Origin of the sequence: Agathobacter sp. LCP21S3_B2, from assembly GCF_052118705.1 — a bacterium.
Classification (GTDB): Bacteria; Bacillota; Clostridia; order Lachnospirales; family Lachnospiraceae; genus Roseburia.
Window position 1 is genome coordinate 103968 of sequence record NZ_JBQKGQ010000008.1, and the last position, 14504, is coordinate 118471.

A 14504-nucleotide genomic window follows, 5' to 3' on the forward strand; every position below is an offset into this window, starting at 1 on the left:
ACAGAAAGGACGGAAAAACATGAAATTAGGAGAATATCAGGAGCTTATATATGCAAAAAAGGTGGATTTTGGCATATATTTATCCCCATCCATGAGTTCAGAGGAGAGAGTTCTGCTCCCTGCGAAACAAATCCCGGAGGGTGCAAAGCCCGGGGATGAGCTGAGAGTTTTTGTATACAAGGATTCGAAGGACAGGCTTATTGCCACGACGAATGAGCCGAAGCTGACAATCGGAGGGCTTGCAGTGCTTACGGTCAAGGAAGTGACCAAAATCGGAGCTTTCCTTGACTGGGGACTCGAAAAGGACTTATTCCTTCCATATAAGGAGATGGTCAGAAAGGTGAGCGCCGGTGATGAGATACTTGTCACATTATACATAGACAAAAGCCAGAGACTCTGTGCTACCACAAAGGGCATTTACCATAAGCTGAGCACAGATTCACCATACAAAAAGGATGATATGGTTTCGGGTCGTGTGTATGATTTCAGCGACAATTTCGGTACATTTATCGCTGTTGATGACAAATACTCAGCAAAGATACCGGTTTTTGAGAATGCCGCTTATCTGAAGCTTGGAGATGTGATAGAGGCAAAGGTTACTGATGTCAAGGCGGATGGCAAGCTGGATCTGACAATGAGGGAAAAGGCATATATCCAGATGGATTCCGACTCTGAAAAGATTCTCGAGCTGCTTGATTCATACGCAGGTGTGCTTCCGTTTTCAGAGAAGGCAAGCCCGGAGGTAATTAAGAGAGAAACAGGACTCAGCAAAAACGCATTTAAGCGTGCCGTCGGACATTTATATAAAGAAAGAAAGATTGATCTCACAGACGGTAAAATCCGGCTGAAGAAATAGTCTTTTAATAATTTATTAACAGGAAAGAAGGAAAATGACATGAAAAACGTTATCAGTACAGACAAGGCACCGGCAGCAATCGGACCATACTCACAGGCTATCGAGGTAAATGGTATAGTATATACTTCTGGAGTGATTCCGGTAGTGCCGGAGACAGGTGAAATTCCTGAGGGTTCACAGGCACAGGCAAAGCAGGCGTTTACTAACCTGTCACATCTGCTTGAAGCAGCTGGAACAAGCATGGATAATGTGGTAAAGACTACAGTTTTCATCAAGGAAATGAATGATTTTGGTGCAATCAATGAGGTATATGCCACATTTTTTAACGGAGCATACCCTGCAAGAAGCTGTGTTGAGGTTGCAAGACTTCCAAAGGATGTAATGCTTGAGGTTGAGGCTATTGCCACAAAATAATAGCTGCGTTATTTACATTTAGCTGTGTGAAGTAGCGCTCAAGCGGTATAAATAAAGCAGGAGCCGTCATGAAATGTTTCATGACGGCTCCTGCTTTTGTGAACCGCACAACAGTAATAGCAGTTACATATATGTGCTGTGATGATGGGCATATTGATATATTATACTGATATGTCGATATTGCCACCGAGATAAGGTGTAACAGAATTTTCCATCATCTTTATAGTACCCTGTGCCATTGTGTTGTTAAGGTCGATTGCATTGTCGAGCATCTTGATGCTGACATCCTGCACGTAAGTGCCGGAAACAGATTGAGAGACTGCTGATAATGCGGAATTTACTGTACTTGACTGCATAGTAATCCCTCCTGTGAAAATGTTACATAAGTGTTTTATGGAACTAATGTCCTATGTACTGTTATAATATCACGATTTTCTTAAGAAAACAATAAGAAAATGTTGACATATATATGTTGCTTTGTTATAATGACAAAGTAATATTTGTAACAAATTCGTAATAATTGTTACAGGTTCACACAGCGGAGGGTAAAATGAAAGTAAATTATGTGAAACTCACAGCCGGAGTACTTACAGGCTTTATGGCTCTCTCATCAGTGCCATACGCAGTATATGCGGCTGGACCTACTGCAGGAGTAGCTAGTTATACATCAGATATCGTTGGTTCATCCAACACTCTTACAGCCGGTGTTACATCAATGTTAACAGACATCATGTTAAAAGGAGATCAGACATCAGAGACTGCAACAGATGTTGCGGCAACAGAGGCTGAGCCTGTTAAGTCAGCATATGCTGATACAGCAGTTGCACAGGTTAATGACAGTGTCAATATCCGTGCAAACGCAGATGAGAACAGTGATGTACTTGGAAAGCTCTATAACAATGGAGTTGGTACAGTCCTTGAGACAACAGACAATGGCTGGTACAAGATTCAGTCAGGATCTGTTACAGGATATGTGAAAAGTGAATATGTGGTTGTCGGTGATGATGCACTTGTTCAGAGCGTAGGACGTCGCGTGGCAAAGGTTAATACAGAAACATTAAAGGTTAGAACTTCAACTTCAACAGATTCAGCGGTTCTTGGACTTGTTTCAGGAGAGGATGACCTTACAGTTGTAGATGAGGCTACAGAAGGATGGGTAGGAGTATCTACCGCAGATGGTACAGGTTATGTATCATCAGATTATGTGACACTCAACACTGAGTTCACATATGCTGAGTCAAAGGAAGAGGAAGCAGCAAGACTTGCCAAGGAAGAGGCTGAGCGTCAGGCGGCTGCAGAGGCAGCAAAGAAGGCAGAAGAGGCTAAAAAGGCTGAGGAAGCCAAGGCCGCAGCTAAGGCAGCAAAGAAAGCCGCTAAGTCTTCAGAGAGCTCATCAAGCAGTTCATCAAGCAATAGCTCATCTGAGAAGAGCTACAGTGCACCAAGCGGTTCGAACGGACAGGCTGTTGTAAATTATGCATCACAGTTCGTTGGCAATCCTTATGTTTATGGTGGATCAAGCCTTACAAACGGAACAGATTGTTCAGGTTTTGTAATGTCAGTATATGCAAAGTTTGGAATAAGTCTTCCACACAGCTCATCAGCTATGAGAAGCGTAGGCTATGGCGTAAGCACAAGCGATATGCAGCCTGGCGATATCATTTGCTATAGTGGACATGTTGCTATTTACTGTGGTGGAAACACTATTGTACATGCAAGTAATCCATCAGATGGTATCAAATATACATCACCGGCTAATTACAAGTCTATCATTACAGTAAGAAGAATTTTCTAGTCGGAAGAATTAAATATGGTCAATTACAGCTCCCATCTCACAGAGATGGGAGTTTTTTTCATGAATGAATTTTTGATGATTTAGCAACATGCACAAAAATATGGTGCCTGTTAGCAGCCTCAAACCTGAATTGGGGATAAATGTTGATAACTATCCACATTAGCAGGTTTTAAAGTGCCTTAAAAATGAGTTATGCACGGACTTATAAACATTATCCACATTTTTAAACATTATTTAATGTGAAAAAAAGAACAATTGTTTTGTAAAGTTGTGATAAAGTTACACGAAAAAAGAAAAAAATCATAAAAAATATTGACATTTTAATTGTGAAAAACAAATGTGAATATGTGTGGAATTGTCGGATAACTTTTAAAGGTGTTGATTAAACGAAGTGTCTTTGTTATACTTTTGGTATGGTTAAGAAAATAGATATAGCAGGAATACAACTTGATAATTATACAACTCGTGAAATGCTCATACGGATAGACAGATGTATTGCGGAGAAGAGCTTTACTACTATTGAGGAAGTGAATATGAAGACACTTGAGCTGGTTGCATCTGACGAGGAAGTGAAGCAGGCTTTGGAGCTGTTTGATTATACGGTGATTGCCGATGAGGGGATCCTTAAGGCTGCTTCGGCGGATACTCTTCAGCGAAGGCATGAGATAGAGGAGCATGATTTTTTCTATGAGCTTTTCAAGAGGCTTGATAGAAATCACAAAACAGTTTTTGTACTTGGGGATTCTCAGGCTGCTGTTGATGAGGCAGAAGAATTTCTTAAGGCGCTGTTTGACCGGCTTGAGATTGTTGGAAAGGGTGTTTTTGACGAGACCAATGGGACTGACGAGGGGGTTGTCAACGAGATAAATATTGCAACTCCTGAGGTTGTACTTTCTTTTTTACCGTCACCTGTACAGGAAAAGTTCTTTTTTAGGAATAAAGATAAAATATCCACCATTCTGTGGTATGGAATTGGAAGTGGCAAGTTTTTGGCAAAAAGAACCGGAATTATTGGAAAAATAAGAAAAATGCTTGATGTGAGACGACTGACACGCATTATTGACAGCTATGAAAAACGTGATGTATAGTTAATTCGTATAACATTGAAAGAAAAAATAAGAGAAAATGTGTAAAAATTGTACATTTCCTCTTTATTTTTTTGTGCGAATGTATTAAAATAATAGAAAGTATTTATGCAATTAGTAAAAAGTAGCTGTGAGGGTAATGCACAGTTACCAAAAAGGGGAGAAGGAGAACGACTATGATTTCCAATCAGATACTTCAGAATACAATTGATGGCCTTAAAGGAATTACCAGAACGGATCTTTGTGTGATAGATGTTGAGGGTAAGATTCTTGCCGCGACTTTTCCTAATGCGGAGGCGTTCATAGAGCCGGCACAGGCGTTTGTTACTTCACCGGCAGACAGTCAGGTTATAAACGGATGTCAGTTTTTTAAGGTTTTTGATGATCACCAGCTGGAATATGTTTTATTGGCATATGGTGACAGCGAAGATGTATATATGATAGGAAAGATTGCAAGCTTCCAGATCCAGAATCTTCTGGTGGCATACAAGGAAAGATTTGATAAGGACAACTTTATCAAAAATCTTTTGCTTGATAATCTTCTTTTGGTTGATATATATAACCGCGCAAAGAAGCTTCATATTGATATTGAAGTGAGACGTGTGGTGTTTATTGTTGAGACAAACAGAGAGAAGGACGGCAATGAGCTTGAAAAGATCAGAAGTCTTTTTGGCGGCAAATCAAAGGATTTTGTCACAGCCGTTGATGAAAAGAATATAATTGTAGTGAAGGAACTGGCAGAAAATGAGACTTATGATGATCTCAGAAAGACAGCCGAGGTCATATTAAATCTGTTTAGGGCTGAAGCAGACGGGGTTCATATTGCATATGGTACTGTTATTAATGAATTAAAAGAGGTATCGCGATCATACAAAGAGGCCAGAATGGCTCTCGATGTTGGCAAAATCTTCTTTGAGGAGAGGAATATCATTGCATATTCACAGCTTGGAATAGGACGACTGATATATCAGCTTCCGATTCCTCTTTGTAAGATGTTTATCAAAGAGATTTTTGATGGCAAATCACCGGATGATTTTGATGAAGAGATTTTATCCACTATAAATAAATTCTTTGAGAATAGCCTTAATGTGTCTGAGACTTCAAGACAGCTATACATACACAGAAACACACTTGTATATAGATTGGACAAGCTTCAGAAAAGCACAGGGCTTGACCTTAGAGTGTTTGAGGATGCCATCACATTTAAGATTGCCCTTATGGTAGTCAAATACATGAAGTATATGGAATCAATGGACTATTAAGGAGAAAGTAATGATTAAACTTGAACATGTCAGCAAGGCATATTCTGCAGGTGTACCTGCTCTCAACGATGTCAATCTGGAGATTGATGACGGAGAGTTTGTTTTTGTATGCGGAGACAGTGGATCCGGTAAATCCACTCTGATTAAGCTGCTTTTGAAGGAGCTTGAACCCACAGACGGAACAATTACTGTTGACGGAAGGAATCTGGCACATATAAGGCGTAGACAGATTCCGAAATACAGAAGAAATATCGGAGTTGTATTTCAGGACTTTAGATTATTAAAGGATAGAAATGTTTATGAGAATGTGGCTTTTGCGCTTAAGGTTATAGGTGCTTCTACAGTCACCATTAAGAAAAAGGTCCCTAAAATGCTTTCAATGGTTGGACTGGCTGCAAAGTATAAGTCAAAACCAAAGGAGCTTTCAGGAGGAGAGCAGCAGAGGGTTGCGATTGCAAGGGCTTTGGTAAATGAGCCGAATTTCCTTCTTGCAGATGAGCCTACGGGTAATCTCGACAACAATAATGCGTGGGAGATTATGAAGCTGCTTGAGGAAATTAATGAGAAGGGCACAACTGTTATCGTTGTCACACATAATCTTGAGATTGTTAAGGTTATGAAAAAGCGTGTCATCACTATAAAGAAGGGACTTGTTGTGGCAGACAGCAAGGATGGTGATAGTGATGAGGATTAATACATTAGCTTATTCAATTAAACAGGGCTTTAAAAATATTTTTAGAAATAAAATGTTCTCGCTGGCATCTATAGCTACCATGGCAGCATGTATTTTTATGTTTGGACTATTTTATATTGTTGTGACTAACTTTTCAAGCATGGTCAAAACTGCAGAAAAGGGAGTTGCTGTAACAGTATTCTTTAATGAAGGCACCACGGAGGATGTAATCAATGCGGACAAGGCTCAGATTGAGAAGAGAGCTGAGGTCAGCAAGGTGGATTATCAGTCAGCAGAAGATGCCTGGAGTAATTATCAGAAGGAATACTTTGAGGGCTATGATGATGCAGCAGCTTCATTTGGTGATGACAACCCTCTTAGCAATTCTGCAAATCTGCAGGTTTATTTGAGCGATGTCTCTATGCAGCAGACTCTTGTGAACTATATCAAGGGACTTGAGGGAGTCAGAAAGGTAAACCAGTCGCAGGATGTGGCCAATACACTGACTGATTTAAATAAGCTTATCAGTTATGTATCAGGAGGTATCATTCTGATTCTTTTGTGTGTTGCGATATTCCTTATAAGCAATACAGTGACTACAGGTATTGCGGTCAGGCGAGAGGAGATAGCCATCATGAAGCTTATCGGAGCAACCGATTTTCTTGTCAGGTCTCCGTTTGTGGTAGAGGGTATTCTTATCGGACTTATTGGCTCGGCTATTCCGCTTGGCCTGCTTAATGTCATGTATGGAAAGATTTGTACATATATTGCTAGTAAGTTCAGTTTTATAGGAAATATGATGACATTTATTCCGACAAAGGAGATTTTCTCTACACTTGTACCGATAGCACTTATATTAGGTGTTGGAATTGGTTTCCTGGGAAGCCGATTCACAATTCGGAAACATTTAAGAGTATAATAATAATTATGACAGTCTGGCTCCGATCGGAGACAGGCTGTTTTAAGTTCAAATATAGTATAGAGAGGACAGGACTGAAATGGACAATTCAAACAACAGGGATGCCAATCCTTATGTGCAGAGAGTAAATGCACCTGATGGTGGAGCTGATGATTTAAGAGAAAATTACACGGAAAATTATGCAGGCGTTGGTTGCAACGACTTGGGATGTGATAATAATTCAGATATGAGTGGTAAAAAGCCTCATAGAATGGCGGTTAAAAAAGGCTTCGTTGTGGGAATTGCAACCGGTATTGCAACGACTCTTGTGCTTGGGTTTATAGTGCTCTTTGCATACACAATGATTACAGGCAGGAGCGTGCATACCGTTGCAAAGAGTGCGAATGTGCTTGACGACAAGACGGTGCAGAAAATCGATGAGCTTGCGAACTACATAGACGAGTGCTACTATAAGGATTACGATAAGGACGATTTGGAGAACGGTCTGCTGCATGGTGTGATGGAGGGATTAAATGACCCTTATTCGGTTTATTATACTGCGGATGAATATAAGGAGCTGCAGATTAGTACGACAGGCACGTATTATGGAATCGGAGCTGCGTTAAAGCAGGATCCGGATACAAAGCAGGTGACCGTTTCAAAGGTATACAGCGGAACACCTTCGGAGGAAGCGGGGCTTAAAAAGGATGATGAGATAGTATCTGTTGACGGTGTCGAGGCAATATCCGAGGATCTGACAAAGCTTGTTACCAAAATCAGAGGTAAGGAGGGCACGAAAGTTACGCTTAAAATCAGGCGTGGCGAGGAGACTGACCCATTTACTGTTGAGGTGGAGCGTAAAAATGTTGAGCTGCCATCAGTGGACAGCAAGCTGCTTGACAATGGAGTGGGATATATCCAGGTCAGCGAGTTTCAGACAAACACGGCAAGTCAGTTTGAGGATGCACTTAACGGACTTACAAATCAGGGTATGAAGGGCCTTATAGTGGATTTGCGTGCTAATCCGGGAGGACTACTTACCGCAGTGACAGAAATGGTTGACAGACTGCTTCCGGCTGAATCGGTTGGCACGCTTCCGGCAGGAACCGTCGTGTATACAAAGGATAAAAACGGAAATGTCAAGACCTTTGGCGATGACGATGGTAAACAGATTGACTGTCCTATCGTAGTGTTAGTCGATGAAAACAGCGCAAGTGCGTCTGAAATTTTTGCGGGAGCCATGAAGGATTATAATGAGGATGGTTATATTGATGCCACACTTGTAGGCAAAAAGACATTTGGAAAGGGAATTGTACAGACTATCTACAATCTTTCCGATGGCGATGCTGTAAAGATTACCACATCGAAGTACTACACACCAAACGGCCACAATATCCACAAAAAGGGTATCGAGCCTGACGTAGAGGTTGATTATGAATACACAGGAGACACAAATGCAGACTATGACATGCAGTATGATGTGCAGCTTCAGAAAGCGATTGAGGTAATGAATGAAAAGCTTAAATAAGATTGCATTTTTTCTAATGCTGTGCTGGATGGTTGTCATATTCATGTTTTCAGCGGAGCATGACACCGAGTCATCTGAGCTCAGCGGCAGTGTCAGCTATCGCATAGTTTCAGTGATCAATACCATTACCGCAAGCCACTGGGATGAGAAGGAGCTGCTCGATAAGGCAGAGCTTATAGATTATCCGGTGAGAAAATGTGCCCACATGAGTGAGTATGCCATTCTCACATTGCTTGGATTTGTGACATTTTCGTTCTTGCATGGCAGAAGAAGATTTTTGATTCCGATAACCATGACATTCCTATATGCCTGCACAGATGAAATCCATCAGCTGTTCGTGCCCGGCCGGGCCGGCAGATTCACGGACGTACTGATTGATACCACAGGCGGTATAATTATGCTGCTATTTATTGCGCTTGTTACACATGTAGCGCGTAAGAGGCATACAGCAGGCACTGCAAAACCGAAAATATGAAAACATGAAGACACGAAGAGAAGTGGGCTGTAATCGTTGTCGGTCACACTGTTAGGTGTGAACAGTAACAGTCATGATAACAAGCGTGATGGCAAGCATGATTATAAGTGCCAAATTTAGTTGCAGTTTCTTAGTTTAATCTGTATAATAAAAATAATGACGCTGGTTAGAGGATGCATGGCTGACTTAATATATATATTTAATTCCTGTCACAACCAGCTTCCCGCCCCGTAAACCCAGGTTTACGGCCGGCACATAGCATGTTCCGAAGAAAAATATGAACTGCCACGGGGTTCCATTAATTATATGAATGAAACAAAGTGAAGATAAAAAATCACTATCCGAAAAAAATCCCGTGGCTGACTTCATATTTTTCAGAGGAATATACTGTGTGCTGGCCGCACCCCACAGCATGAATGCGGGAAGCGTCATCCAAAAGATGGCTGCGGTGCATACGGTAAAACTAAAAGCGGCCAACAAAAAATGCAAAGAAAGAGGTGATTCTGTGGTAGAGTTGGATAATTTCAAGTCCACGCTCCAAGGCTACAAAGCCCCACTACAGGAAGTGAGGGATTCACTTTGACCTGGCTAATAAAGAAGAAAAAATCCAGGAATTAGAGCGAGAAATGGAGGCTCCTGACTTCTGGGATGACCCGGAGAAGTCACAGAGCAAGATGAAAGAGCTTAAGAGTATGAAGGATGATGTAGCTACATACGCAAAGCTCAAGGAACAGTACGAAGATATAGAGACGATGATTGAGATGGGCTATGAGGAGAACGATGAGTCACTCATACCTGAGATACAGCAGATGCTTGATGATTTTGAGAGTACATATGACGGTATCAGAATGAAGACTCTTTTGTCGGGTGAATATGATAAATGCAATGCTATTTTGAGGCTCAATGCAGGCGCCGGTGGAACGGAGTCGTGTGACTGGGCAGCCATGCTGTTTCGTATGTATTCGAAATGGGCTGATAAAAAGGGCTTTACCCTTGAGGTGCTCGATTCACTTGATGGCGATGAGGCAGGTATCAAGTCCATTACTTTTCAGGTAAACGGAGAGAATGCATATGGATATCTGAAGTCGGAAAAGGGCGTACACAGGCTTGTACGTATTTCACCGTTTAATGCAGCAGGAAAAAGACAGACCTCATTTGTATCCTGTGATGTTATGCCGGATATAGAGGAGGATCTTGACATTGAAGTAAAGGATGAGGATATCAGAATTGATACCTACCGTTCAAGTGGAGCAGGTGGACAGCATATCAATAAAACATCATCAGCTATCCGTATCACACATTTTCCATCAGGAATTGTGGTACAGTGTCAGAATGAGCGTTCACAGCATATGAACAAGGACAAAGCCATGCAGATGTTAAAGGCAAAGCTGTATCTTTTGAAGCAGGAAGAAAATGCTGCAAAGGAGGCAGGTATCAGGGGCGAGGTCAAGGAAATTGGCTGGGGAAGCCAGATTCGCTCATATGTGCTTCAGCCGTATACTATGGTCAAGGATCACCGGACAGGTGTGGAGACTGGCAATGCGGATGCAGTGCTTGACGGCAGTATAGACATATTCATCAACGGCTATCTGAAATGGATGGCTACAGGGGCAGACTAAGTCTTTTAATGAACATCAACTAATAGGTTGCAATACTACGATCTTTGTGTTAAAATCTTTGAGTCAAGGACAAATGTCGGTGTGTGACAAACACACCGGCCATTTTGGAGGTAACTAAATGGCGGAGAAATCAAACTACTTCGTTTTACGGGCAAAGGCTGTACCGGAGGTGCTGCTTAAAGTAGTTGAGGCAAAGAGACTGCTGGATTCGGGCAAGATTGAATCTGTGCAGGAGGCAACAGATGCTGTTGGCATAAGCAGAAGCTCCTTTTACAAATATAAGGATGATATTTTTCCTTTTTATGAGGGGCGCAAAGGAAAGACAGTGAACCTTGTCATTCAGATGGATGACGAGCAGGGCATACTTTCTGTTGTGCTTAAGTCGGTAGCCGATGCGAAAGCAAATATTCTTACCATACACCAAAGTGTACCGGTAAATGGCATTGCGTCACTCACGTTATCTGTGGATGTATTTCCGGAGTCGGATGATGTGGATGATATGGCAAAGCAGATTGAGTCCTTAAAGGGCATACATTACGTAAAAATTTTAGCCAGGGAGTAACAAAAAGATGAAGATTGCAGTTATGGGTTACGGCACAATTGGATCAGGTGTCGTAGAAGTATTAGAAATCAACAAGGAAAAAATCGCAAAGAGAGCAGGAGAGCCAATCGAGGTCAAGTATGTGCTTGATTTAAGAGAGTTCCCGGGTACACCTATCGAGAACAAGATAGTACATGATTATAAGATTATCGCAGAGGACCCTGAGATCGGTATCGTTGTAGAGACAATGGGAGGTGTTGAGCCTGCATTTACATTCGTAAAGGCAATGCTTGAGGCAGGAAAACAGGTAGCAACATCAAACAAGAACCTTGTTGCCGCAAAGGGCGCTGAGCTCATTAAAGTTGCAAGGGATCATGGAGTGAACTTCCAGTTTGAGGCCAGTGTTGGTGGCGGAATCCCTATTATCAGACCACTCAACAAGTGTCTCACAGCAGACGAGATTGAGGAAATCACAGGTATCTTAAACGGAACAACCAACTACATGCTTACAAAGATGACAGAGGAAGGCGCGGACTTTGATGAGGTATTAAAGGATGCACAGGATAAGGGCTATGCAGAGAAGGATCCTACAGCCGACATAGAGGGACACGATCCATGCAGAAAGATAGCCATTCTCACATCGCTTGTTGCAGGACAGCAGGTGGATTTCGAGGATATCCACTGTGAGGGTATCACAAAGATTACACCTGAGGATATTAAGTACGCAAAGGCAATGCACCGTGCAATCAAGCTTCTTGCTTCAAGCCGCAAGGTGGGTGACAGCTATACCTGTCTCGTTGCACCGTATATGATAGATGATACACATCCGCTCTCAGGAGTAAATGGAGTGTTCAACGGCGTATTTTTACGCGGAAATGTGCTCGGAGATGCTATGTTCTACGGCAGTGGAGCAGGAAAGCTTCCAACAGCAAGTGCTGTAGTGGCAGATGTTGTAGATATGACAAAGCATCAGAACACAAATATTTATATTGACTGGAAGCCTGAGAAGCTCACACTCGTAAGCTATGATGACAGTGTAAACAGCTTCTTTGTGAGAACTGATTCACCAAAGAGTGAGGTTGAGGCTGTATTCGTACATGTAGACTACATTGAGGATGTGGTTGACGGCGAGTATGCATTCACAACAGGCGATATGACAGAAAAGGATTTTGCCGACAAGGCATCAAAGATAAACGTTATCAACAGAATCAGACTGTAAAGGACAAAGATATGGTAAAAGGCTTATACACCGCTCACACCGGTATGGTTAATGAGATGAAGCGCATGGATGTTCTTGCGAACAACCTGGCTAATTCCGATACCTATGGATTTAAAAAAGAGGGAACCACCTCGCATTCATTTAAAAATGAGCTTGCTATAAAGATAAAGGATACATCAAACTACGGACTGCACAAAAATCTGGGCAGTATGACATACGGAGTGCATCTCGGTGAGACGTATACCGACTGGGATGAAGGCAGCTTTAAGGTGACTGATAACCCTACCGATTTAGCTATCGGTGGAAAAGGTTTTTTTGCCGTTGCATTTACTGACAAATCAGGTCAGACAAGTGTAAAGTATACCAGAGACGGTGCTTTCAAGGTCAATGCTGACGGTTATCTTGTCACAGCAGACGGAGATCATGTACTCAATGCGACAGGTGCGTTGAGTGGAGACGGCGGTGAAGCAAACTGGGTAAAGGTAGACCCGAATGAGAAGTTTTCGGTAAACTCACTCGGATATATCATACAGAATAATCAGTTAGTTGGCACTATCGGTGTTGTTGATGTGGATAACTATGACTATATTGAAAAATATGGTGAAAATCTCTACAATCTTACTGCAGGGGGTAATATTATCGCCTCAGATGCCGAAATAGAACAGGGAGCCTTGGAAACCTCAAATGTCAATGTAGTAAACGAGATGGTCAACATGATTACCATCCAGCGTGCATATGAGGCAGGACAGAAGGTCATCACATCTATTGATGAGACATTAGACAAGGCTGTCAACAATGTAGGAAGAGTATAAGGAGATATGCCATATGATGAGGGCGCTTTACACAGCCGCAACCGGTATGCGTGCTGAACAGACAAACGTAGATACAATTGCAAACAACCTTTCCAATGTCAATACTACAGGCTTTAAGGGTCAGAGGACAGAGTTTAAGTCTCTTTTATATCAGACGATACAGACTCGTTCTACATCCGGAAATGGTGATGCAAAGCCGGTAGGAGCGCAGGTGGGGCTTGGTACCCGTGTGGCTGCAACCACATCCACATATACTCAGGGTTCTTTAACAGAGACTGACAGACCTACGGATTTTGCGATTGAAGGAGATGGATTCTTCGCGGTAAGAGGTACTGATGGTCAGACCTATTATACCAGAAACGGTGCATTTGAATGGAGCCAGTATGGCAATGGACAGACGATTCTGGCAGATGCACAGGGAAATCCTGTCATGGATACCGCAGGCAATGTTATTGCCATACCGCAGGGAGTTTCGTCAGAGAATATGACATTTAACGAATATGGCGAGATTGGATATATGACGGTAGATGGAGAGTATGTTCCGATGAATCAGCGTATGGCAGTTTATCAGTTTAACAATCCATCAGGATTAGAAAAGCTCTCAGGCAGCCTTTTGGGCGCAACAGCCAATTCAGGCAACCCGATGCTTGAGGCTACAAATGCCAATCTGACAAAGAGTAAGGTTGCGCACAAGTTCTTAGAGGGTTCAAATGTGCAGGTAGCTGACGAGATGGTTAACCTCATTGTGGCACAGCGTGCCTACGAGCTCAATTCAAAGGCTATCACAACAGCGGATTCGATGCTTGAGACAGCAAATAATTTGAGGAGATAGTAGCATATGGATATAAGCGCAGTATCAACACTTGCAAACTCAAATAATACGTCTGCGGTGGCAGACAAGCTTAAAAATAATGTGAAAAATCTGTCATCAGACTCTACAGAGGACGAGCTCAAGAGCACACTTAAGGATTTTGAGTCTTATTTCGTGGAGCAGGTCATAAAGGAAATGAAGGATTCCATGACGCTTAAGAGTGATGATGAGGATTCCTCTATGTCGCAGTACAAGGATATGTTCATGGACACTGTCATAGAGCAGATGAGTGATACGATAGTGGAGAAGTCCGGAGAGAATATCACACAGCAGCTTTATGAGCAGATGAAGCGCAACTACAATATATCATAATAATTGATAATAAAAAGCCGGTTCGGCATGCTTGCATGTGGTTACCGGCTTTTTTAGTGCAAACTTAGTAATTGCAGATACGCATGCTCTAGGGTATAATATTTAAAAAATACGTAACTATTCAGAACCACTGAGAACAAAAAA

General features: G+C 42.1%; 16 protein-coding genes. 15 read left to right on the plus strand and 1 reads right to left on the minus strand.

The genetic code is table 11. From position 1 onward, the window contains the following. Positions 1-19: 19 nt before the first annotated feature. Both ACTQ1L_RS07585 and ACTQ1L_RS07590 read left to right on the plus strand, forming a co-directional pair. On the plus strand, positions 20-856 hold the full coding sequence (locus ACTQ1L_RS07585; RefSeq protein ID WP_441366361.1) for a CvfB family protein: 837 nt from the start codon (positions 20-22) through the stop codon (positions 854-856). Between the two features lie 39 nt (positions 857-895). Next, positions 896-1270 carry a RidA family protein gene (locus ACTQ1L_RS07590; protein ID WP_321111382.1) on the plus strand — a complete coding sequence of 125 codons (375 nt, stop codon included), beginning with the start codon at positions 896-898 and terminating at the stop codon, positions 1268-1270. A 161-nt stretch (positions 1271-1431) separates the two neighbouring features. Here ACTQ1L_RS07590 and ACTQ1L_RS07595 read toward each other — a convergent pair whose 3' ends face one another. Further along, entirely contained in the window at positions 1432-1626 is a 195-nt protein-coding gene (locus ACTQ1L_RS07595; protein WP_307769393.1) for a YjfB family protein, read from the minus strand. A gap of 194 nt (positions 1627-1820) precedes the next feature. Between ACTQ1L_RS07595 and ACTQ1L_RS07600 the strand changes: the two genes are divergently transcribed. From ACTQ1L_RS07600 to ACTQ1L_RS07660, 13 genes are all read left to right on the plus strand, one after another. Beyond that, a complete protein-coding gene (locus ACTQ1L_RS07600; RefSeq protein WP_441366362.1) occupies positions 1821-3065 on the plus strand; it encodes a C40 family peptidase in 1245 nt (414 codons plus the stop codon). A gap of 413 nt (positions 3066-3478) precedes the next feature. Further along, a complete protein-coding gene (locus ACTQ1L_RS07605; RefSeq protein WP_441366363.1) occupies positions 3479-4153 on the plus strand; it encodes a WecB/TagA/CpsF family glycosyltransferase in 675 nt (224 codons plus the stop codon). Positions 4154-4326: 173 nt separating this feature from the next. Continuing rightward, the gene (locus tag ACTQ1L_RS07610) at positions 4327-5412 is read left to right on the plus strand and encodes a PucR family transcriptional regulator (RefSeq protein WP_441366364.1); all 1086 of its coding nucleotides are present in this window, start codon (positions 4327-4329) and stop codon (positions 5410-5412) included. A gap of 10 nt (positions 5413-5422) precedes the next feature. Next, positions 5423-6106: a cell division ATP-binding protein FtsE gene (gene ftsE / locus ACTQ1L_RS07615; RefSeq protein ID WP_441366365.1), complete on the plus strand. Its 684-nt coding sequence runs from the start codon at positions 5423-5425 to the stop codon at positions 6104-6106. Beyond that, complete coding sequence (gene ftsX / locus ACTQ1L_RS07620) at positions 6096-7004, plus strand: permease-like cell division protein FtsX (RefSeq protein ID WP_321111395.1); 909 nt, start codon at positions 6096-6098, stop codon at positions 7002-7004. Before ftsE ends, ftsX begins: the two co-directional genes overlap by 11 nt. A gap of 79 nt (positions 7005-7083) precedes the next feature. Beyond that, positions 7084-8511, plus strand: a complete 1428-nt coding sequence (locus ACTQ1L_RS07625; protein WP_441366366.1) for a S41 family peptidase — start codon at positions 7084-7086, stop codon at positions 8509-8511. Beyond that, positions 8495-8986 (plus strand): VanZ family protein, encoded by a 492-nt coding sequence (locus tag ACTQ1L_RS07630; RefSeq protein WP_441366368.1) that lies wholly within the window; start codon positions 8495-8497, stop codon positions 8984-8986. Before ACTQ1L_RS07625 ends, ACTQ1L_RS07630 begins: the two co-directional genes overlap by 17 nt. A gap of 505 nt (positions 8987-9491) precedes the next feature. After that, positions 9492-10605 (plus strand): peptide chain release factor 2 gene (prfB, locus tag ACTQ1L_RS07635; RefSeq protein WP_308657256.1). Its coding sequence is split into 2 segments (ribosomal slippage): positions 9492-9566 and positions 9568-10605, totalling 1113 coding nucleotides; the frame shifts between segments, so codons are not numbered across the junction. Positions 10606-10723: 118 nt separating this feature from the next. Then, the gene (locus ACTQ1L_RS07640) at positions 10724-11167 is read left to right on the plus strand and encodes an ACT domain-containing protein (RefSeq protein WP_441366370.1); all 444 of its coding nucleotides are present in this window, start codon (positions 10724-10726) and stop codon (positions 11165-11167) included. A gap of 7 nt (positions 11168-11174) precedes the next feature. Beyond that, positions 11175-12365 (plus strand): homoserine dehydrogenase, encoded by a 1191-nt coding sequence (locus ACTQ1L_RS07645; RefSeq protein ID WP_441366372.1) that lies wholly within the window; start codon positions 11175-11177, stop codon positions 12363-12365. Positions 12366-12376: 11 nt separating this feature from the next. Continuing rightward, positions 12377-13177: a flagellar hook-basal body protein gene (locus ACTQ1L_RS07650; RefSeq protein WP_321111405.1), complete on the plus strand. Its 801-nt coding sequence runs from the start codon at positions 12377-12379 to the stop codon at positions 13175-13177. A 13-nt stretch (positions 13178-13190) separates the two neighbouring features. Continuing rightward, positions 13191-14009: a flagellar hook-basal body protein gene (locus ACTQ1L_RS07655; RefSeq protein WP_321111407.1), complete on the plus strand. Its 819-nt coding sequence runs from the start codon at positions 13191-13193 to the stop codon at positions 14007-14009. A 6-nt stretch (positions 14010-14015) separates the two neighbouring features. Next, entirely contained in the window at positions 14016-14360 is a 345-nt protein-coding gene (locus tag ACTQ1L_RS07660) for a hypothetical protein (protein WP_015515719.1), read from the plus strand. Positions 14361-14504 lie beyond the last annotated feature (144 nt).